Genomic DNA, 18,078 nt, shown 5'->3' with positions numbered 1-18,078 from the left:
CGGCTCAGTCTTCCCTTTGCCCGAACGTCATCCGATCCCGGAGATTGCCCGCGGCCTCGTATTGCTCCTGGGTCAACCCCCACGCCTGCGCCAACAACCAATCGGCCTCGTCGGTGATGTGGCGCAACTCCCCAAGGTCATACCTACCCACATCAACGCCTGCCTTCACCATCCACCGAATGTGATTAGGCATCTCGGCTTGTAGCGCCTCTGAACAGGCCAAAAGCTGCTCGACTAAAGTTACGAGTTCCATGTCACACGGGGGGTCGGAGGGCAAGCCCCCCGACGCTGCCGCAGACGCCAGCCGTTCGATGTCACACGGGAGTGCGGCCAGCACACCCCGTGTGACATCGAACTCGTCTCCGTAGGCCAGCCACCATAGATACGCCCATCGACCTGTCAAGACCATCAGAGCCAGGTGCTGCTGTGTGGAATTGTCAAAATAGAACCACCCCGATCTCTGCGATGATGTGTAGGCAGGTAATCGCGTGACGGGATCGACAGTTGGTGGCTCCTCCACATACACGCCGAGTTGGTAGAGCGCTGTGGTCTTGTAGCCCAGCTGGAAGTCACCTCGCCTTTGCAAGACATCTTTCAGTTGATTGCAGTTTTCAACGAGCGAGGTAAGAGATTCGAGAACTGGTCCTGGTCCGACAAATGGCCACATCGGCGAAGGGCCAGCGGAAAACAACTTCAGGGAAGGATGGGCGTATTCCAAAGTAGGGAATAGCGAATCTCTTCCCTCCGTTAACCATCTTCTATACGTCGTTGTATAGATTCCCTCTTCCATGCCCCCGAGCTTGGCAATCAAGATGGAGTTTCTCACTCCGGCTGAGCCCGCAAACAAGCCACTCCTCCCTCCCCAATATGTGGAAACCCAAGTAGTTGGGAATTGCCGTTCCAAAAATTCCCGCAGTGATAAGAACCTCTTGTGGAAGCAAATGGAGTGCATGACGATCATGGCGAAGCGGCCTTGATCGTTGAGCAGGGTGGAGGCTCGCTCGGTACATACGGCGTAGAGGTCGGGGCAGTTTTGGGTCTCGTAGCCCTGCCAGGTGTAACCGTCTACCGCGCCGGGTTTGACATAGGGCGGGTTGCCGATGACCACGTCGAATCCGCGGCCGTGACCGCGGTCGCGCCACACCGAGGGGAACTCGGCGAACCAGTGAAACGGCTGGTGCGACTCACGCCAATGCTCGAAGCCGACCAACTCGTCCCGCATTTCGTGCAAGGCACTGTCGGCCAGATTGCGGGCGGCGTCGATCTGAGCGGTTAGTTGTTCCTTGCCGCTGTCACCCCAAGGATGAGAGATCCCATCTGCCGTCTCAGCCAATTGGGCGGCGGCAAATTCGTCGTAAGCCTCAGCGGCTTGTTGAGCGGCCTCCTCGGCTGTTGCTAGGCCTGGCGCCGACAGCAGAGAGGCACCAAAGCGTCGCTGGGCATCGTCGGGGTCGGCTATACCCACAAGCAGGTTGCCCGACTTGATGTTGAAGTCCAGGTCGGGCAGAGGCTCCATGAGCGTGGCGTCGTCGAGTTGGGCGGCCAGCTTCAAGAACAGGCGTAGCTTGGCGATCTCCGCGGCCTCGCCCATCAGGTCGACGCCGTACAGGTTGTTGAGGCAGATGGTCTTCAGCAGCCAATAGCGGTCGCTGCGATGGCCTCGGGCCTCCTCCAGGAATTGGGCATTGACCCCCCCCCCGCGGCAATTTCATCTGCGCGGTCGAATACCGCGGTGTACATGGGGTCGAGCACGTCGAGCGCAGCCAGCAAGAACGCCCCTGATCCCACTGTGGGGTCGCACACCGTGAGCCCTTGCAGCACCTCAAACGCCTGCTGGCACTCATCGGCCGAAGCCAGTGAGTTGAAGTAGTCGGTCATCAGACCGGCCATGTCCAGGTTGGCAGTCACCGCGTCGTCGATACCGGTCACCCCGTCGCTGTCCACAAGCTCCACCAACTCGGCATGTCGCTTACGCCGGTGAGTCACATCGCACCAACGCTCCCCGGGCAAGGCAAGATCCAAAGACTCGTCGGGAAACTCGGACGGCGGAAGTTCCCCTTCGGGAAGGGGCTTGCCCACCCCGAACCCGAGGCTGTCATGCAGGTAGCGCTCGCCGGAACCGGGCAGGAGCACACAAGGGTCTTCCAAACCAGCCGCCACCAGTCGGTCGACCACAGCGGGAATAATGGCCGTGGCGCTCATGTATCCGGTGACGTCGGGCTTGGTGTAGTAGGCGCCCTTTTCCTTCTGGCCCTTGTCGGTGTAGTTGATGTACTGCTCGAAGATAAACCCCAAGATGTCGGGGTTGATTTCGTTGTTTTCCCCGGTTGGGCTCTCGTCAAGATGCCAACGCCACTGGTCAAAGAAGTCGAACAACTCCTCGAACACAGTGTCGGCAATCTGCACGTCGTAGTCGCGCTCAAGCGCATGCTGCTCGAACAGCCCCCCGTTCACATAGGGCACGTCACCGGCAATCTGCTCCGCCACCGGATCGTCCCAGACCCGCTCAGCCGGCGGCGACCCCAACCCCTCGTAGAACAGCGGCAGCAGGAACTGGCGGAAGAAAGCGTAAAACTGGTCAGCACCGAAATGGTCACGCACCTTGCCCAGACAGGTCCGCAGATAGCCGGGATCGCCGGCCATGAATCCCTTGTGCTGGATGAAGTAGATGAACATCAGCCGATCCAACAGCACCGACGCATACCAGCGCCGGTCCCGGCTGCGGCTTTCGTGGATACCCTCGATACCGGCGGTAACGCGCTGATGATGCTTCTGGAATTCCTTGTAGAAGCTCTTGGTCACCTTCTCAACGTTGAACGACTGGCGGACCCGGTTGAGCACCTGCGGGCCGGTGAGCGTGCGGCCCTCGGCCACGGTGAACCGAACCCGCTCCAGCCGTTGCAACAAGGCGTCGTTGCCCCGGCCCCTCCGGTAGTAGTGGTCCACTAGCCGATGGCCGGTGCCGGAGGGCCGCTGTTCGGGCCACAGCCAAAGCTGCTCGTCTCCGGCGATGAACACCACCAACCGGTCGCCCGACTGCTTACCCAGGTCACGAACCACCCGATGCTGTCCCGCCCGGGTAGGGATCTGCACACAGGTAACTGCCCACACGGTGACCCCGCGCATCTCGGCCACCGCTCGAGCAACCATCCCGTCGTCGTCGCAGTCTGCGGCCGGGTTCACCCCCCTTAGCGGACGGTCCTCCCGCTGCCCGTCAGGAGGACCATGCCACAGCAGCACCTCCCGAAACAGTCGCCCGAAATTGCCAGAGTCGAGCAACCGTCGCATGTCCTCCCACTCGACTGGCTCTGGCATTTCGCAACCAACCCTCTACCTCTGCCTTGCTGCCAGGGAAAACACACGCATCGTTGCGCCCAGCACGAGATCACATTCTAGCCAGATTTAAATCATGAAATGCTTATCTAGGTCGAGCAGGCCGACGGGTTAGAGATGAATCAGGGTTGATCGAATATATGGTGTTGGATCGAGGGTTAGGGCTGGTCAAACCCGCTCATGTGTTCGGTTCACGCCCGTGGCATAGGTCGGTGAGGTAATCGGCGACGAGTATCGACCTCGCCTCAAGGAAGCTTCGATACGACCCTGCCACATCATCCCCTGAGGAACTGACGAACTCGTCCCAGGGAATGAGGTGTGACTCGAGCCGCCGGCGTACTTCACCTTCTCCGAGCGACCCGAGCTCGATGCGCTCCTTAAGGTAGGTAAGTGGAGGTTTAGCGCCGATGCGGCGGTTTGTGGTCCACGTGATGAGCGAGCAATTCAGCGCTCGGTCAATCTCGCTTGACTCAAGGTCACCCTTTTGTTCGAGATAGGCGTCAGGGAAGAGATGATGGTATTCGCGGGAGTTCATGTTGCCGGGTGTTGCTTTGGCACCGTCTGCAATATCAAATGCACCTCGCCGAAGGCTTGCGCAGAGCATGGCTCGCGCGAGGGTTTGGCGCGTTTTCGGCCAGCGGGCTCTGACAAGCTCTTCGGGCTGGGGCAGGTGGTATAGCTCCTCATCAAAGATCGGGGCCGAGTTGTCACCACCTCTGAGCGCATCGATCAGCCCGCGGAGGTCCTGAAGTGCTCGGGTGGCTGCCGCGCCCTCGTATCGGCCCGTGGTGAACGAACGCCACAGGTAGGCGCGAATCAGCGACATAGCGTTGCCTCGTTCGTCCCCCCCTTTGGGTACGTGCGGCTCGAGTGCGCCGAGGATAGGTAGCACCGCGACGGTCGGAAGACGATCCGAGTCAAAGATGCTTTCAGCTTCTAAGACTCCGACAGCAAATGCGGCCCCCCTTGTCAGCTCTTCGAACTGTTCTGAAAGGTGTCGCAGATCAAGTCGGTGGTAAGAGGCCTGGCTGGGAGTTCGGTCCTCCCTGAGGGCTGCGACATCGAGGAGTAGGTTCTCAGCTTCTCGATAGGACGCGAGTCGCGGTACAGCAGCCTCGAGTTCAGCCACCTGGTCATGAAGCGACTCTCCAGTCGCAGCCTCGTATTGTGCAACGACGATGTCGTAGGAACGCAGCTTCACTGAACTCGTGTTCATGTTGATAAACACGTCGAGTGCCGTTTCTCTTGGAGTGCCTGGGGGGAGGCTCAGAAACGGAATATTGAAGGCTCCGATCGTCGTGGAGTAACGACTGATCGTCTTGTCGATTGCCCAGGCCTCGCGGCTGTCGCCGTCCGCTGCTGCGTACGCCCACGCATTGACATCGTCATCCGGAATACCTGGCCTACACAACGACAACGGAATCCAATCTCGCTTCCAGCACTCTGCAGGATCCTCAAGCCAAAGCGGATACCTCTGGCCCTTCTTGTCGTAGGTGGGCTCGGCGCGCACGATGGTCGTCGCGTTTCCGTCATTGTCGTCTTCGATGCCCACGAGGTAAGTCCGATCGTCGTAGTCGTCATGCAGTGCGCGCCACAGTGCAGTCAAGCGCTGCTGTCCATCGAGAAGGTGCTCAGTAACTCGCTCGGTTGGAGCCGGTGCACCCACGAGGGTTCGCGCTATGAATGGCGGGTCATCTCCGATTTCAAGCGTAAGCGCAGCTCCGGTAGGCAGACCACGCAGCACGCTCTCAAGCAAAGATGTAATTTCACGATGACCCCAGGCCTCGTGGCGCTGGAACCTCGGCAGCAAAACCTGACCGGTTCGAACCCGGGTGAACCAGTCTGTAAGCGTCCGGTTACGCGCTTCCACGTCCACATCTCCAAGCGGACCCGACCGCCGACCGCAGCCAGTGAGTCGAGTTCGATCCCTGTTGCGGCACCACGAGGCTCGAGACTAGAGGCTAGGACAAAACGGCGGAGTCGCTTAGTAGGGCGACGTTGTCGTGGGAGACTTCCACGAAGCCGCGCTCGACGGCGATGGTGGTCTTGGCGCCGTCGGTGGTGTACACCCGCACGTCGCTGGGCACCAGGACACCCAGGAAGGGCACGTGGCCGGGCTGGAACGCGATCTCTCCGTCGGTGGTGCGGGCCACCACCATCTCGGCTTCGCCGGTGTAGACGATCTCCTCGGGGGAGACGAGCTCGACGTTCATCGCCACGATCAGGCTGCCTGGGCCTCGAGTTCGGCGGCTTTGCGGTGGGCGTCTTCGGCACCGCCGACCATGAAGAAGGCCTGTTCGGGCAGGTCGTCCAAGTCGCCGTTGACCAGCGCCTCGAACGAGTCCACCGTCTCGCCGACGGGGGTGAACACGCCGGGCAGGCCGGTGAACACCTCGGCCACGAACATGGGCTGGGACAAGAACCGCTGCACCTTGCGAGCCCGGGACACGATCACCTTGTCCTCTTCCGACAGCTCGTCGAGGCCCAAGATGGCGATGATGTCCTGAAGCTCCTTGTAGCGCTGGAGGATCTCCTGCACCCGGCGGGCCACGCCGTAGTGGCGGTCCCCCACCACCTCGGGAGTGAGGATGGTCGAGGTTGAGGCCAGCGGGTCCACCGCCGGGTAGATGCCCAGCGCAGCGATGTCACGGCTCAGCTCGGTGGTGCCGTCGAAGTGGGTAAACGAGGTGAACGGCGCCGGGTCGGTGTAGTCGTCGGCGGGCACGTACACGGCCTGCAACGAGGTGATGGAGCGGCCCCGGGTGGAGGTGATGCGCTCTTGGAGCTCGCCCATCTCGTCGGCCAGCGTGGGCTGGTAGCCCACCGCCGACGGCATCCGGCCCAACAGGGTGGACACCTCGGAGCCGGCCTGCACAAAGCGGAAGATGTTGTCGATGAACAGCAGTACGTCCTGGTTCTGCACGTCGCGGAAGTACTCGGCCATGGTCACCCCGGCCAGGCCCACCCGCAGCCGCACGCCGGGAGGCTCGTCCATCTGGCCGAACACCAAAGCGGCCTTGTCTAAAACGCCCGACTCCTCCATCTCCAAGAACAGGTCGGTGCCCTCACGGGTGCGCTCGCCCACCCCGGCGAACACCGACACGCCGCCGTGCTGGGTGGCCACCCGGTTGATCATCTCGGTGATGAGCACGGTCTTGCCCACGCCGGCACCGCCGAACAGGCCGATCTTGCCGCCCTCCTTGTAAGGGGTGAGCAAGTCGATGACCTTGATGCCGGTCTCGAACATGCGGGTGGACGGCTCCAGGGAATCGAACGACGGGGCCGGCCGGTGGATCTCCCACTCTTCGTCCACGTCCAGGGTGCTGCGGTCGGTGTCCAGGCAATCTCCCACCACGTTCCACACATGGCCCAGGGTCACGTCGCCCACCGGCACGGTCATGCCCTGTCCGGTGTTGCGCACCACCGTGCCCCGGGTGAGGCCGTCGGTGGGCTTCAGGGCGATGGCCCGCACCCGGCCCTCGCCGATCTGCTGGGCCACCTCGGCCTTCACGGTCACCGTCTCTCCATCGACGTTCACGTCGAACTCGAGGGCGGTGTTGATCTCGGGCAGGGCGTCTGGGGGGAACTCGGCGTCGATGACCGGGCCGGCGATTGCGACCACCCGGCCGTCTTTGAGGTTCTCCGACATCTGTGCTTCTTCTCCTACTGGTTGGCGGTGGCGAGGAGATCGGCGATGTCACCGTCATCGTCCTCTTCTTTGAGAGCTTCGGCACCGCCGACGATCTCCATGATCTCGGTGGTGATGGCGTCTTGGCGGGCCCGGTTCATGGCCCGGGTGAGCTTGGTGATCAGCTCCTCGGCGTTGTCGGTGGCCGCCTTCATGGCCCGCTGGCGGTTGGCGTGCTCGGAGGCGGCCGCGTCCAGCAGCGCCGAGAACAGCCGCGACTCCACATAACGGGGCAAAAGCGACTCCAGCACTCCCTCAGGGGAGGGCTCGAACTCGAAGGCGGCCCGCAGCTCGCCCGTTCCGGCGGCGGCGATCACGTCGATGCTCTCCAGCGGCAAAAAGCGCCGCACCGCCACTCGCTGGGTTCCGATGGTGAAGAACTCCATGTAGGCCAAGATCACCTCGTCGATGTGGCCCGACTCGAACCGGTCGGCCACGATCTCGGCCACCTGGCGGGCGTCGTCGTAGGTGGGGGTGTCACTCATGCTGGTGAAGGCCTCGTCGATCCGGTAGTTGCGGAACCGGAAGTAGTCCTGGCCCTTCTTGCCGATGAGCATGAGCGAGTAGTCCTGCCCCTTGGTTTGGGCGTCCATCAGCTCCCGCTCGGCGGCCTTGATCACCGAGCTGTTGTACGGCCCGGCCAGACCCCGGTCGGAGGTGATGACCACGAACCCCACCCGGCGCACCGGATCGCGCCGCTCCAGCAGCGGATGCGAGGCTTCGGCCCCGCCGGCGGCCACGTCTTCGATGACGCTGGTGAGCTTCGTTGAATAGGGCCGGGCGGCGTGGGCCCGCTGCTGGGCCTTCACCACCCGGGTGGCGGCGATCAGCTCCATGGCACGGGTGATCTTCTTGGTGGACTGCACCGACGAGATCCGCCGGCGAAGCGCCCTCTCTTGACCACCCGGCATAGATCAGTCTTCCTCGGGACGCTGGATGTCGGTCTCGGGAAGCGTGTGGTCGGCGTCCACCACACCGGATGCTGCCTCGGCCTGCGCCTCGGCGTCGGGCTCGTCGCCCTCGGGCTCGGCCGATGACTCGAACTGGGCGGCAAAGGCCGACACCGCGGCCTCCAAGGCATCCTCGTCCACCGCGCCGGTGTCCACTACCGCCGACATCAGGTCGGCATTGCGGGCCCGGACCCACTCCAGCAGCTCAGACTCAAAGCGGGCCACGTCTTCGACGGGGATGTTGTCGAGGTATCCCCGAGTGCCGGCGTACAGCGAGACGACTTGCTCTTCCACCGGCATGGGCGTCTGGATGCCCTGCTTGAGCAACTCGGTGAGGCGGTAACCCCGGTCGAGCTGGGCCTGGGACACTGCGTCCAGGTCAGAGCCGAAGGCGGCGAAGGCCTCGAGCTCGCGGAACTGCTGGAGGTCGGCTTTGAGCGTGCCCACCGCGGTTTTCATGGCCTTGATCTGGGCGGCCGATCCCACCCGGGACACCGAGATACCCACGTCCACTGCGGGCCGCACTCCCGACTTGAACAAGTCGTCCTGCAAGAAGATCTGGCCGTCGGTGATGGAGATCACGTTGGTGGGGATGTAGGCCGACACGTCGCCGGCCTTGGTCTCGATGATGGGCAGCGCGGTCAGCGACCCCGCCCCCCGCTCGTCGCTCAGCTTGGCCGCCCGCTCCAGCAGCCGGCTGTGCAGGTAGAACACGTCGCCGGGGTAGGCCTCCCGTCCCGGCGGGCGGCGCAGCAGCAGCGCCATCTGGCGGTAGGCCTCGGCCTGCTTCGACAGGTCGTCGTACACCGCCAGCGCGTGTCCGCCGTTGTCCATCCAGTGCTGGCCCATGGCGCAGCCGGCGTAGGGGGCCAGATACTTGAATGGGGCCGGATCGGAGGCGGGGGCCACCACCACCACCGTGTACTCCATGGCACCCCGCTCGGCCAGCGTGGCCACCGCCTGGGCCACAGTGGAGGCCTTCTGGCCAATGGCCACGTATACGCACTTCACCCCTTGACCCTTCTGGTTCAAGATGGTGTCCATGGCCACAGTGGTCTTGCCCGTCTTGCGGTCGCCGATGATCAGCTCCCGCTGACCCCGGCCGATGGGGATGAGCGAGTCGATGGCCTTGATGCCGGTCTGAATGGGCTCATGCACCGGCTTGCGGCCGGTGATGCCGGGCGCCTGCACCTCCATGCGGCGGGTGTCGGCACCGACGATGGGTCCTTTGCCGTCCACCGGCTCGCCCAAGGCGTTCACCACCCGGCCCAAAAGGGCATCGCCCACTGGAACCGACAAGATGTCGCCGGTGGAGCGGACCGCCTGGCCCTCTTCAATCTCGTCCACCTCGCCGAGTACCACCGCGCCGATGGAATCCTCGTCCAAGTTCAGGGCCAAGCCGATGGTCCCGTTCTCGAACTCAAGCATCTCGTTCACCGCCGCGCCGGGCAGCCCGGAGATGCGGGCGATGCCGTCGCCCACTTCGGTGATCCGCCCCACCTGGGCCAATTCGACCTCAGGTTGGAACCCTTCCAGGTTTCGGCGGATGGCCTCGGCGATGGAACCGGTGTCGATGGTCAGCTCTGCCATTGCTCTCCTCGGTAAGAAATGTTCTTCACAGTCATGCTCACAGGACTAGAAGGTGTCCCGGAGCTGGCTCAGGCGGTGGCGCACCGAACCGTCGATCACCTCATCGCCGATGGTGGCCACCACGCCGCCCATGATGCTGGGATCGACGATCACCTTGATGTCCACCTGATGGCCGGTGGCCGCGCTCAGCGCGGCGGCCAGCCGCTCGGCTTGGTCGTCGGACAGGGCCACGGCAGACCGCACTTCGGCCACTGAGCGGCCCCGGTCGCGGGCATTGATCTCCACCGCTTCCCGGGCGATGCCGGCCAGATCGGACGACCGCCCCGCGGCCACGATCATGGACACCATGGCGGTGGTGGTGTCGGAGGCGTGGCCGCCCAGCAGGTCTTCCACGATCTGCTGGCGGCGAGCGGCGGGCACCTGCCGGTCGGACAGCGTCATGCGCAGCTCGTCGGAGCCCTCCAGCGCCCGAGCGACGCGGAAGAGCTCGTCGGCCACCAGGTCGAGGTTGCCCTCGGCCCGGGCCACTGCGGCCACGGCATCGGCGTAGCTGGCAGATCGCTCAGCCATTAGCTCAGTCCTGGCCCGCGCCCACGCTGGCGATGTAGTCGTCGACCAACTGGCGCTGCATCTCGGGGTCTTCCAAGCTGCGACCAATCACTGCCTCGGCGGCTCCGAGGGCGATGTCGGACACCTCCGACTGCAAGTCGGCGATGGCCTGGCGCTTGGACGCTTCCACGTCGGCCGCGGCCCGCTCCCGCATCTCAGAGATATCGGCCTCGGCCCGAGCCTGGAGGTCGGCTCGCACCGCCCCCGCCTGCTCCCGGGCCTCGTCCACGATGCGAGCGGCCTCGGTCTTGGCGTCGGCTAGCTCGGCCTCATAGTTGGCCTTGACCTCGGCGGCCTCGGCTCGCTGACGGTCGGCGTCGTCGATGGCGTCCTGGATCCGCTGGGTGCGCTGGTCCATGAGGTTCTTCACCACCGGGAACAGCTTCCAGTACATCAACGCCAGCAGCACCACAAATGCCAAGCCGCCCCAGACGATCTCTTTGACCTCCGGGATGATCGGGTTGGGTGCATCAAAGCAGCCCTCAAGGTCGTCGCCAAGGGCCACTTTGAGTTCTTCGGCGTGCTCGTCGCCCGCCGCGGCCAGCGTCTTCAGGTTCTTGGCCGCGGTAAAGCCCTCTCCCTCGATCCCTTCGAATTCGGCCGCAGCAATCTCATCGAGAATGCACGATCCCACCGTCTCCGCGGCACTTGCCGCCGACGCGCTGAGCGCCACCACGGCCACTATCACAGCAGCCGCGGCCCAAAGCCGCCGGCTCATGCTGAATAGAGGAGGATGAAGACGACGAATCCGATGAGAGCCAGCGCCTCGGTAAAGGCGATGCCCAAGAACATCGTGGTCCGAGCCACGCCGGCTGACTCCGGCTGACGGGCCATGGCGGTGATGGCGTTGCCCACCACGATGCCGATACCGATACCGGGTCCGATGGCGGCGAGGCCGTAGCCGAGCCCAGCGCCGATGGCGCTCAGGCCCGCCTCACCGTCGCCGGTCAGCTGGGCAAGGATGGTGGATATGAGTGCTAGCAAGGTAAATGTCTCCTAGTGCTCGGGGTGTAGTGATCCGCCGATGTAGACGGCGGTGAGAATGGTGAAAATGAAGGCCTGGAGGGCTGAGACGAAGATCTCGAACGCGGTGACCAAGATCAGCGCGGCAAACGGCAGCACTGCGGGCACGTAGAGGGTCCCCCAGAGGGCGGCCGACAGCACCGCGAAGGTCACCAGCAGCAAATGGCCGGCCACCATGTTGGCCCAGAGCCGGATGGCCAGAGACAACGGGCGGATGAGCAGAATCTGGAGCAGTTCGATAGGAGTCACCAAGACGTAGAGCGCCTTGGGCACTCCTGGAGGGAACAGTGCCCCCTTGAAGTATTGGTAGAAGCCCTGGGCCCGGATGCCCACCACGTGGTAGATGGCCCACACCACCAAGGCGAGAGCCAGCGGGATGGCCATGCGGGAGTTGGCCGGGAACTGGATGAAGGGGATGACCTCGAAGATGTTGCTGAAGAAGACGAAGAAGAACAGCGTGGTCAAGAAGGGCAGATACCGGCGACCGTCGGGGCCGATGGTCTGCATGATGATGCTGTTCTCGACAAACTCTATGCCCGCCTCGGCCACAGTCTGCGCCCCGGTGGGCACCAGCGACCGGCGCCGGCCCGCCGCCCAAAACAGCCCGGCGGTCAGCAGCAGCGCAGCGATATAGATCAACCCGGTCTTGTTGAGGCCGATGTAGTCGTTGCCGGCGAACAAGATGTCGGGCCACTGGAACAGATGCGATACCGGGGGGAAGTCCAAGGCGAAGATGTTCACGAACGGGCTCCTTGCGGCTTCAAGCCAGGGTGAGCGAGGGATAGGGAGACATACCGGGTCTCCCAAACGAGCAGAACGCTATAGGCCACGAACAGTGTGATGGCAAACGGCAGCGTTTCAAACCATCCGGTATTGCGCACCAGGAAGTAGGCCCCGATGAGAATCCCCAGGCGGATGAAGTACCCGCCCATTACCCCGGCCATCAACATGGTGGGAGAAATCCGCACCGACCAGGTGATGAACGAGGCAGCCAGCCAGAAGTGGACCAGGACCAGCCCGAGGGCGTAGCCGCTCGACCACAGACCGTCGAGCCCCCATACCCCGGCGCACACCCCCACCAGCACCGGACCGCCGATCAGGCCTCGGCGAACCATGTCGATAGCTATTGCTCGCTCCGGCGCCTCCTCGCCCATCGCCGGTTGCTGGGCAGCTTGCTCAGCCATCGCCACCCTCCGAAGTCGATTCAGCTCGGCGGCTGGGCAGGTTGCGATCGTGGGCCTCCATGCGATCGCTGTAAGTTCGAAACGCCTTCCATCCGGCATAAGCCGCAGTCAATAGGCAGAGCACCAATGTGAACAACGGCCTTGTTCCCAGCGCGCCGTCGATGAGCCAGCCGAAGAAGGCGAACACCGCCGGGGTGGCCACCAACTCGAAGGCGATGGAGAGGGCGTCTCCCGCGCTCTGGCGGTCGTGTAGCTGGCGATTCTGCGTCATTGCAGTTGGCACGGATTGGGCCCCTATGGCAAGCGGATTGGCCTCGCCAAAATGGTTTCGCGTACCAGGCTACCGGGCCAAATCATCAGACCGGCCCAGCAAGAAATCAATTCAGGGGGTGCGGCGGCGCAGGATGGGGTGGAAAACGGTGTAGAGCACCAGCACCAGCACTGCGGCGGCCGGGACCATGATCACCTCCCCCTCCCCGGTGTAGGTGGGATACAGCACCAGGGTGGACATCAAGGCGGTGAACAGCCAGAGGATCAACACGCTGCGGCGATGACCGTGGCCCAGGCTCATCAGCCGATGGTGCAGATGCTCCTTGTCGGGGGTGGTGATGCTGGTGCGGGCCCGGGTCCTCCGCAGCACGGCCCACAGCACGTCCACCACCGGCACGGCCAGGATGATGAGCGGGATGAGCATGGGGGCGAACAGAAAATAAGTCTGGCCCGCGAACGGCTCGCTGCTGCGACCACCCACCGAGACCGTGGAGGCGGCCAGCAGCGTGCCCAGAAACAGCGCCCCGCCGTCGCCCATGAAGATGCGGGCCCGGTGGAAGTTCTGGGGCAGAAAGCCCACCGCCACCCCGGCGGCGATGATCGCCACTAGCGGCCCGATGTTGTTGGGCAACAGCACCTCTTCATCGGTGAGCTTGATGGAGTACACGAAGAAAGTGAGCCCGGCTATGGCCACGATGCCCGCGGCCAGACCGTCGAGGCCGTCGATCAGGTTGATGGCATTGGCGATGGCCACCAGCCACAGCACCGTGACCACAAAGGCCAGGTCCTGGGACAGGATCAGCGCGTCCAGCACTGGCAGCCGCAGGTTCAGCACGGTCACTCCGGCAAACGACAGGACGCTGCCGGCCAGCACCATGGAGGCCACCTTGGCCGGTGCCGACATCTCTTTGACATCGTCGTAGGTGCCGAACACGATCATCACCAGTGCGGCGATCACAATTCCCACCGGTTCTGAAGCGGTGGCGAACACCACGTCGAAGTCTCCCAGCAGCCAGGCCACTCCCATGGCCGACAGAAAACCGATGAACATGGCCACACCGCCCAGCACGGCCGTGGAGCGCTCGTGGACACGGCGGGCATCGGGTTCCACCATCAAGCCCCAGCGCTCGCTCAACCGCCGCAGCACCGGCGTGGTCACAAAGGTGACCCCCGCGGCTACGGCGAAGACGACCAGATAGCTGTCAATACCGGGGGCCATGGCGTTCGGAGGCGCCCTGTTCCGCGCCTATCCGGCCAGGGAATAGGGGGTGAACCGTCCGCAGAGGTCGGCAACCTCAGATCGGACCTCGGCGACGGTGCCTTCGTCGTCGCGCTGGCGCAAGGTGCGGCCGATCATGTCTGCGATAAGGCCCATCTCCACCGTTCCCATGCCCTGGGTGGTGGTGGCCGGAGTGCCGATCCGCACCCCGCTGGCCACAAACGGGGAGCGAGGATCATCGGGCACGGTGTTCTTGTTGAGGGTGATGCCCGCCCGGTCGAGCACCTCTTGGGCCACCTTGCCGGTTAGGTCCTCGTCAAAGGTCCGCAGATCCACCAGCAACAGGTGGTTGTCGCTACCGCCCGACACCATGCGGAACCCCTCCTCAGCGAGGCCTTTGGCCAGCGCGCCGCTGTTCTCCACGATTCGGGCGGCATAGTCGGCGAATTCCGACGTTGCGGCCTCGCCGAAAGCCACCGCCTTGGCCGCGATCACATGCTCCAGGGGGCCGCCCTGAAGGCCGGGGAACAGAGCCTTGTCTATCGCCGGGGCCAGATCCTGGGTACACAGGATGGCCCCGCCCCGGGGGCCGCGCAGCGTCTTGTGGGTGGTGAAGGTGACGATGTCGGAGTGGGGCACCGGGTTGGGGTGCATGCCCCCGGCGATCAGCCCGGCGATGTGGGCCGCGTCGAACATGAACAGGGCGCCCACCTCGTCGGCGATGGCGCGGAACGGCGCCGGATCGATGATGCGGGGATAGGCGGTGGCGCCGGCGACGATGAGCTTGGGCTGGTGCTCGAGGGCCAGATCCCGTATCTGGTCGTAGTCGATGCGCTCATCGCTGGGGGTCACGCCGTAGGCCACGAACCGGTAGGTGCGCCCGCTGATGTTCACCGGTGAGCCGTGGGTGAGGTGACCGCCGTGGTCCAGGCTCATGCCCAGCACGGTGTCCCCCGCCTCCAGCACCGCCAAATAGGCCGCCAGGTTAGCGTTGGCCCCTGAATGGGGCTGCACATTGGCGTGGTCGGCGCCGAACAGGGCGGTGGCCCGCTCCCGGGCGATGGACTCAACCTCGTCGATCACCATGTTGCCGCCGTAGTAGCGGCGACCGGGATACCCCTCGCTGTACTTGTTGGTGAGCACCGATCCGGTGGCGCTGAGCACCGCGGGCGAGGCGAAGTTCTCCGAGGCGATGAGCTGCACAGTGGTGTTCTGGCGCTCCACCTCCCGGCGGACCATGTCGAACACCGGGTCGTTGCTGCTATCCGGCCAGATCACGGGGCTACCTCTTCATTGGGCAATAGGGCATCGATCTTGGCTACCCGGGGCACATGACGGCCCTCCTCGAATGACGCCTCCAAGAAGGCATCCAGCGCGTCTTTGGCCAGCTCGGGGCCGACCAGCCGCTCGCCCAGGCAGATGACGTTGGCGTCGTTGTGCTCCCGGGTCAGCCGGGCCGAGGTCACGTCGTGGACCGTTGCCGCCCGCACGCCGGGCACCTTGTTGGCCGCCATTGAGATCCCTATGCCGGTGCCGCACACGCACAGCCCCATCTCCGCCTCGCCGGAGGCCACCTTGCGGGCCACGGCCTCCCCGAAATCGGGATAGTCAACCCGATCGGGGCCGTGGGTTCCGCAGTCGATCACCTCGTGGCCCAACTCCCGCAAATGGGCCACCAGCGCATCCTTCAACTGCACTCCAGCGTGGTCGGCCCCGGCGGCGATACGCGCCATAGGGGCCAATCTACCCAGCCCGCTGCCTGTTTGATGACTCTTTACTGCGATCTCCCAACTCCTAGGTGAAGGAGATCGGCGATTGCAACCACCAGGGGCGGTCGCTGGTTCTGATCTCGGTCACCCACTTCACCCACCAGAGCCCCCGCCGCCCAGGGGCCACCAGGCGGGCCGGAGCCCCGTGACCACGCGACAGCGGCTTCCCGCCCAGCTGATGGGCCAACATCATCTTGTCGACGTCGCCGAGGGGAAAGCGGCGGGTGTAGCCGGTGGCCGAGCGAACCTCCAGACTGCGGCCCCTGGCACCCGGACCGAGGAGCTCCGACACCATGACCCCGGTCCAGTCCTGCGTGCTGTACCACCCGTTGGTGCAGTCCAGCGTTGCCTCCTTGGTCGTGGTGTGGGCAACAAGCTCCTCATAGTCCACGTCTCGCTCGACCGATCCCCGCACGCGGAGCACCCAGTCGGCGGGGTCGATGCGAGGAGGCGAGTCGTTGAACCATTGCACCACCGGCATCTGCCGAGGCTGGCCCGAGCCCACTTCATGGGAGCCGGTGAAGCGCCGGTCGGCCGCAACCCATCGATCAAAGACCGAACGAAGCCCAAAAGCGATCCCGGCCACTCCCAGCGCTTGAAGCCATGTGCGTCGGGAGAGGTCTATCGGGCGGACCCGCTGAGGGCGGGTCACAACGTGCAGCATCGCCAGCGGCACGGCGCCGATGGCGAAGATCACGTGCAGGCCGATGGGCGACCACACCCCGAACGGCTCCCAGACGTCGAGCGTGTGGATCACCCCGGTGATCAGCGCACCGGCGACCACGGTGGCCAGCGCAATAGAGGCAAAGCGATTGGGACGACGGCGACTGAGGCCGCGTTGCACAACCGGCGACTTTGGGCGGGCCAGAACCAAAACGACGAATCCGAGCACGCCGTGCAAGGTCACAAGCCACGCCGTGGAAGAACTCCCGAGCAAAAAGGAGGCACCACCGGTTATCAAGGCCAATGTCAGCGTGATCATCAAGGCCAAGTTGGTCTTGCGACCTCGCGAGGCGGCGCTCTCGGACCGGGTCAATCCGCCATCCCCTCAACAACCACGTCCCCTTGGCGAAGGACTGAGACCCTGTCTTCGGTCACCTCGACGACGGTGGATGCAGGGGCTTGGCACAAACCGCCGTCGATAACCAACTGCACGGTGGGAAATGAGGCGGCCGCTTCCGCCGCGGTGTGGGGGGTGGGCTGTCCGCTCAGATTTGCACTGGTAGTGGCGATGGGCCCGACCGCCGCAGCCAGGGCCTGCACTAGCAGGTGGTCGGGACAGCGCACGCCGCGGCCGTCTTGAACGATGGTGAGGGCCCCCGGCCAGCACTCTTCCATGAGCCGCCGGGTGGCAGGCAGCGGGTCGAATAGCTCTTCGGCATCGGTAGGGCGGGCCACCAAGATGGCCACCGCTTTGTCGGCGGGGCGCTGTTTGAGCTCGAACAGCAGGTCCACGTTATCGGGCAGGGCGGCCAGTCCATACACCGTGTCGGTGGGAATGATCACCGCCCGTCCCGCCTGCAACTCGGCCGCGGCCATCTCCACCAGCTCGGCTGGGCCTTCCATGCTCAACGGCCTCGGCATTGCAGCACCCGGTCCCGCCCGGCCAGATCAGGGTGCACCGCCTCGACGGCCAGCCCGCCGGCTCGGGCGATGGCCGCGGCGGCGTCCATTTGGTCGGGTGCCAGCTCCAGCAGCATCGAGCCCCCCGGGCTCAGCCAACGGGGAGCGTCGGCCAGAATTCGGCGAACAGCATCCAGCCCGTCGGGACCGCCCCGCAAGGCCATCGTCGGCTCCCATTCGGCCACTTCTGAGGGCAGCTCTTCGTGGTCGCACACGTACGGCGGGTTGCACACCACCACATCAACCGTCCCGATCAGAGACTCGGGCAGGGCTTCGAACCACGATCCCAAATGGGCCGATACCCGCACCGCGGCCCGGCCCAATCCGGCCAAGTTGGCCTGGGCCACGGCCAGCGCCTCAACCGACACATCGGTCAGCTCTACTCGGGCCGTCTCGCACTCCGCCGCCACTGCCAAGCCCACCGCCCCGCTGCCCGTACCCAAGTCCACCGCCAGGCCACCGGGCGGGTTGCGGCGGGCCAACTCGGCAACCGCCAACCCGGCCAAGGTCTCGGTCTCCGGGCGCGGAATGAGCACTGCCGGGGTCACCATCAGGTCCAATCCCCGAAACCCCCAGCGGCCCAGCACGTACTGCAGCGGCTCCCCGGCCAGCCGGCGAGCCAGCATCGAGTCCAGGTAGGCCATCTGACGCTGGGCAGGCACCTTGGTCAGGCCGACGAAGTACTCGCCGCCCTCGTACCCCGACGCCTGCTCCACCAGTCGGCGGGCCTGCTCCCTCGCATCTGATATGCCCGCGTCCCCCAGGCGACGGGCGGCGTCTTTGGCCACATCGCCCCAGACAGCCCGCGGGGCCGTCAAGC

19 protein-coding genes are annotated in these 18,078 nt (G+C 64.5%); all 19 read right to left on the bottom strand.

Translation table 11 applies throughout. The features are described from left to right. Positions 1-4: 4 nt before the first annotated feature. The 19 genes from ACOGI7_RS04570 to prmC all read right to left on the bottom strand — a co-directional run bounded on the left by ACOGI7_RS04570 (position 5) and on the right by prmC (position 18,076). Positions 5-1,609 (bottom strand): Eco57I restriction-modification methylase domain-containing protein, encoded by a 1,605-nt coding sequence (locus ACOGI7_RS04570; RefSeq protein ID WP_419851461.1) that lies wholly within the window; start codon positions 1,607-1,609, stop codon positions 5-7. Positions 1,610-1,629: 20 nt separating this feature from the next. Continuing rightward, a complete protein-coding gene (locus ACOGI7_RS04565; protein ID WP_419850733.1) occupies positions 1,630-3,288 on the bottom strand; it encodes a hypothetical protein in 1,659 nt (552 codons plus the stop codon). Between the two features lie 223 nt (positions 3,289-3,511). Then, complete coding sequence (locus ACOGI7_RS04560; protein ID WP_419851460.1) at positions 3,512-5,203, bottom strand: GmrSD restriction endonuclease domain-containing protein; 1,692 nt, start codon at positions 5,201-5,203, stop codon at positions 3,512-3,514. 91 nt (positions 5,204-5,294) lie between these two features. After that, a complete protein-coding gene (locus ACOGI7_RS04555; protein ID WP_419850732.1) occupies positions 5,295-5,546 on the bottom strand; it encodes a F0F1 ATP synthase subunit epsilon in 252 nt (83 codons plus the stop codon). Positions 5,547-5,554: 8 nt separating this feature from the next. Continuing rightward, positions 5,555-6,982: a F0F1 ATP synthase subunit beta gene (gene atpD / locus ACOGI7_RS04550; protein WP_419850731.1), complete on the bottom strand. Its 1,428-nt coding sequence runs from the start codon at positions 6,980-6,982 to the stop codon at positions 5,555-5,557. A 14-nt stretch (positions 6,983-6,996) separates the two neighbouring features. Further along, positions 6,997-7,932, bottom strand: coding sequence for a F0F1 ATP synthase subunit gamma (locus ACOGI7_RS04545; RefSeq protein WP_419850730.1), 936 nt, complete (start codon positions 7,930-7,932; stop codon positions 6,997-6,999). 3 nt (positions 7,933-7,935) lie between these two features. Continuing rightward, a complete protein-coding gene (atpA, locus tag ACOGI7_RS04540; RefSeq protein ID WP_419850729.1) occupies positions 7,936-9,561 on the bottom strand; it encodes a F0F1 ATP synthase subunit alpha in 1,626 nt (541 codons plus the stop codon). Positions 9,562-9,606: 45 nt separating this feature from the next. Continuing rightward, positions 9,607-10,131: an ATP synthase F1 subunit delta gene (atpH, locus tag ACOGI7_RS04535; RefSeq protein ID WP_419850728.1), complete on the bottom strand. Its 525-nt coding sequence runs from the start codon at positions 10,129-10,131 to the stop codon at positions 9,607-9,609. 4 nt (positions 10,132-10,135) lie between these two features. Beyond that, positions 10,136-10,888 carry a F0F1 ATP synthase subunit B gene (gene atpF, locus ACOGI7_RS04530; RefSeq protein ID WP_419850727.1) on the bottom strand — a complete coding sequence of 251 codons (753 nt, stop codon included), beginning with the start codon at positions 10,886-10,888 and terminating at the stop codon, positions 10,136-10,138. Then, positions 10,885-11,133 (bottom strand): ATP synthase F0 subunit C, encoded by a 249-nt coding sequence (gene atpE, locus ACOGI7_RS04525; protein ID WP_419851459.1) that lies wholly within the window; start codon positions 11,131-11,133, stop codon positions 10,885-10,887. Before atpE ends, atpF begins: the two co-directional genes overlap by 4 nt. Positions 11,134-11,166: 33 nt before the next feature. Further along, on the bottom strand, positions 11,167-11,934 hold the full coding sequence (gene atpB, locus ACOGI7_RS04520; RefSeq protein ID WP_419850726.1) for a F0F1 ATP synthase subunit A: 768 nt from the start codon (positions 11,932-11,934) through the stop codon (positions 11,167-11,169). After that, a complete protein-coding gene (locus tag ACOGI7_RS04515) occupies positions 11,931-12,377 on the bottom strand; it encodes an ATP synthase subunit I (RefSeq protein WP_419850725.1) in 447 nt (148 codons plus the stop codon). The genes atpB and ACOGI7_RS04515 overlap by 4 nt, the downstream gene beginning before the upstream one ends. Next, positions 12,370-12,660: an AtpZ/AtpI family protein gene (locus tag ACOGI7_RS04510; protein WP_419850724.1), complete on the bottom strand. Its 291-nt coding sequence runs from the start codon at positions 12,658-12,660 to the stop codon at positions 12,370-12,372. The genes ACOGI7_RS04515 and ACOGI7_RS04510 overlap by 8 nt, the downstream gene beginning before the upstream one ends. A gap of 99 nt (positions 12,661-12,759) precedes the next feature. Then, positions 12,760-13,866, bottom strand: a complete 1,107-nt coding sequence (locus ACOGI7_RS04505) for a glycosyltransferase family 4 protein (protein WP_419850723.1) — start codon at positions 13,864-13,866, stop codon at positions 12,760-12,762. Positions 13,867-13,893: 27 nt separating this feature from the next. Continuing rightward, the gene (gene glyA, locus ACOGI7_RS04500) at positions 13,894-15,105 is read right to left on the bottom strand and encodes a serine hydroxymethyltransferase (RefSeq protein ID WP_419851458.1); all 1,212 of its coding nucleotides are present in this window, start codon (positions 15,103-15,105) and stop codon (positions 13,894-13,896) included. A gap of 35 nt (positions 15,106-15,140) precedes the next feature. Continuing rightward, on the bottom strand, positions 15,141-15,599 hold the full coding sequence (rpiB, locus tag ACOGI7_RS04495; protein ID WP_419850722.1) for a ribose 5-phosphate isomerase B: 459 nt from the start codon (positions 15,597-15,599) through the stop codon (positions 15,141-15,143). A gap of 61 nt (positions 15,600-15,660) precedes the next feature. Further along, positions 15,661-16,671, bottom strand: a complete 1,011-nt coding sequence (locus ACOGI7_RS04490) for a molybdopterin-dependent oxidoreductase (protein ID WP_419850721.1) — start codon at positions 16,669-16,671, stop codon at positions 15,661-15,663. Beyond that, positions 16,668-17,201 (bottom strand): L-threonylcarbamoyladenylate synthase, encoded by a 534-nt coding sequence (locus tag ACOGI7_RS04485; protein WP_419850720.1) that lies wholly within the window; start codon positions 17,199-17,201, stop codon positions 16,668-16,670. Before ACOGI7_RS04485 ends, ACOGI7_RS04490 begins: the two co-directional genes overlap by 4 nt. A gap of 2 nt (positions 17,202-17,203) precedes the next feature. Then, the gene (prmC, locus tag ACOGI7_RS04480; protein ID WP_419850719.1) at positions 17,204-18,076 is read right to left on the bottom strand and encodes a peptide chain release factor N(5)-glutamine methyltransferase; all 873 of its coding nucleotides are present in this window, start codon (positions 18,074-18,076) and stop codon (positions 17,204-17,206) included. Between the last annotated feature and the right edge of the window lie 2 nt (positions 18,077-18,078).

Origin of the sequence: Candidatus Poriferisocius sp., assembly GCF_965204145.1 — a bacterium.
Classification (GTDB): domain Bacteria; phylum Actinomycetota; class Acidimicrobiia; order Acidimicrobiales; family Bin134; genus Poriferisocius.
The sequence above is the reverse complement of the archived record's forward strand: the minus strand, read 5'-3'. Positions and strand labels throughout refer to the sequence as shown.

What these genes read in the sequence shown, in the direction of transcription:
- ACOGI7_RS04565 (WP_419850733.1), bottom strand. Translation starts at nt 3,288, where the DNA reads ATGCGACGGTTGCTCGACTCTGGCAATTTCGGGCGACTGTTTCGGGAG.
- ACOGI7_RS04555 (WP_419850732.1), bottom strand. Translation starts at nt 5,546, where the DNA reads ATGAACGTCGAGCTCGTCTCCCCCGAGGAGATCGTCTACACCGGCGAA.
- atpD (WP_419850731.1), bottom strand. Translation starts at nt 6,982, where the DNA reads ATGTCGGAGAACCTCAAAGACGGCCGGGTGGTCGCAATCGCCGGCCCG.
- ACOGI7_RS04545 (WP_419850730.1), bottom strand. Translation starts at nt 7,932, where the DNA reads ATGCCGGGTGGTCAAGAGAGGGCGCTTCGCCGGCGGATCTCGTCGGTG.
- atpA (WP_419850729.1), bottom strand. Translation starts at nt 9,561, where the DNA reads ATGGCAGAGCTGACCATCGACACCGGTTCCATCGCCGAGGCCATCCGC.
- atpH (WP_419850728.1), bottom strand. Translation starts at nt 10,131, where the DNA reads ATGGCTGAGCGATCTGCCAGCTACGCCGATGCCGTGGCCGCAGTGGCC.
- atpF (WP_419850727.1), bottom strand. Translation starts at nt 10,888, where the DNA reads ATGAGCCGGCGGCTTTGGGCCGCGGCTGCTGTGATAGTGGCCGTGGTG.
- ACOGI7_RS04515 (WP_419850725.1), bottom strand. Translation starts at nt 12,377, where the DNA reads ATGGCTGAGCAAGCTGCCCAGCAACCGGCGATGGGCGAGGAGGCGCCG.
- ACOGI7_RS04505 (WP_419850723.1), bottom strand. Translation starts at nt 13,866, where the DNA reads ATGGCCCCCGGTATTGACAGCTATCTGGTCGTCTTCGCCGTAGCCGCG.
- glyA (WP_419851458.1), bottom strand. Translation starts at nt 15,105, where the DNA reads ATGGTCCGCCGGGAGGTGGAGCGCCAGAACACCACTGTGCAGCTCATC.
- rpiB (WP_419850722.1), bottom strand. Translation starts at nt 15,599, where the DNA reads ATGGCGCGTATCGCCGCCGGGGCCGACCACGCTGGAGTGCAGTTGAAG.
- ACOGI7_RS04485 (WP_419850720.1), bottom strand. Translation starts at nt 17,201, where the DNA reads ATGGAAGGCCCAGCCGAGCTGGTGGAGATGGCCGCGGCCGAGTTGCAG.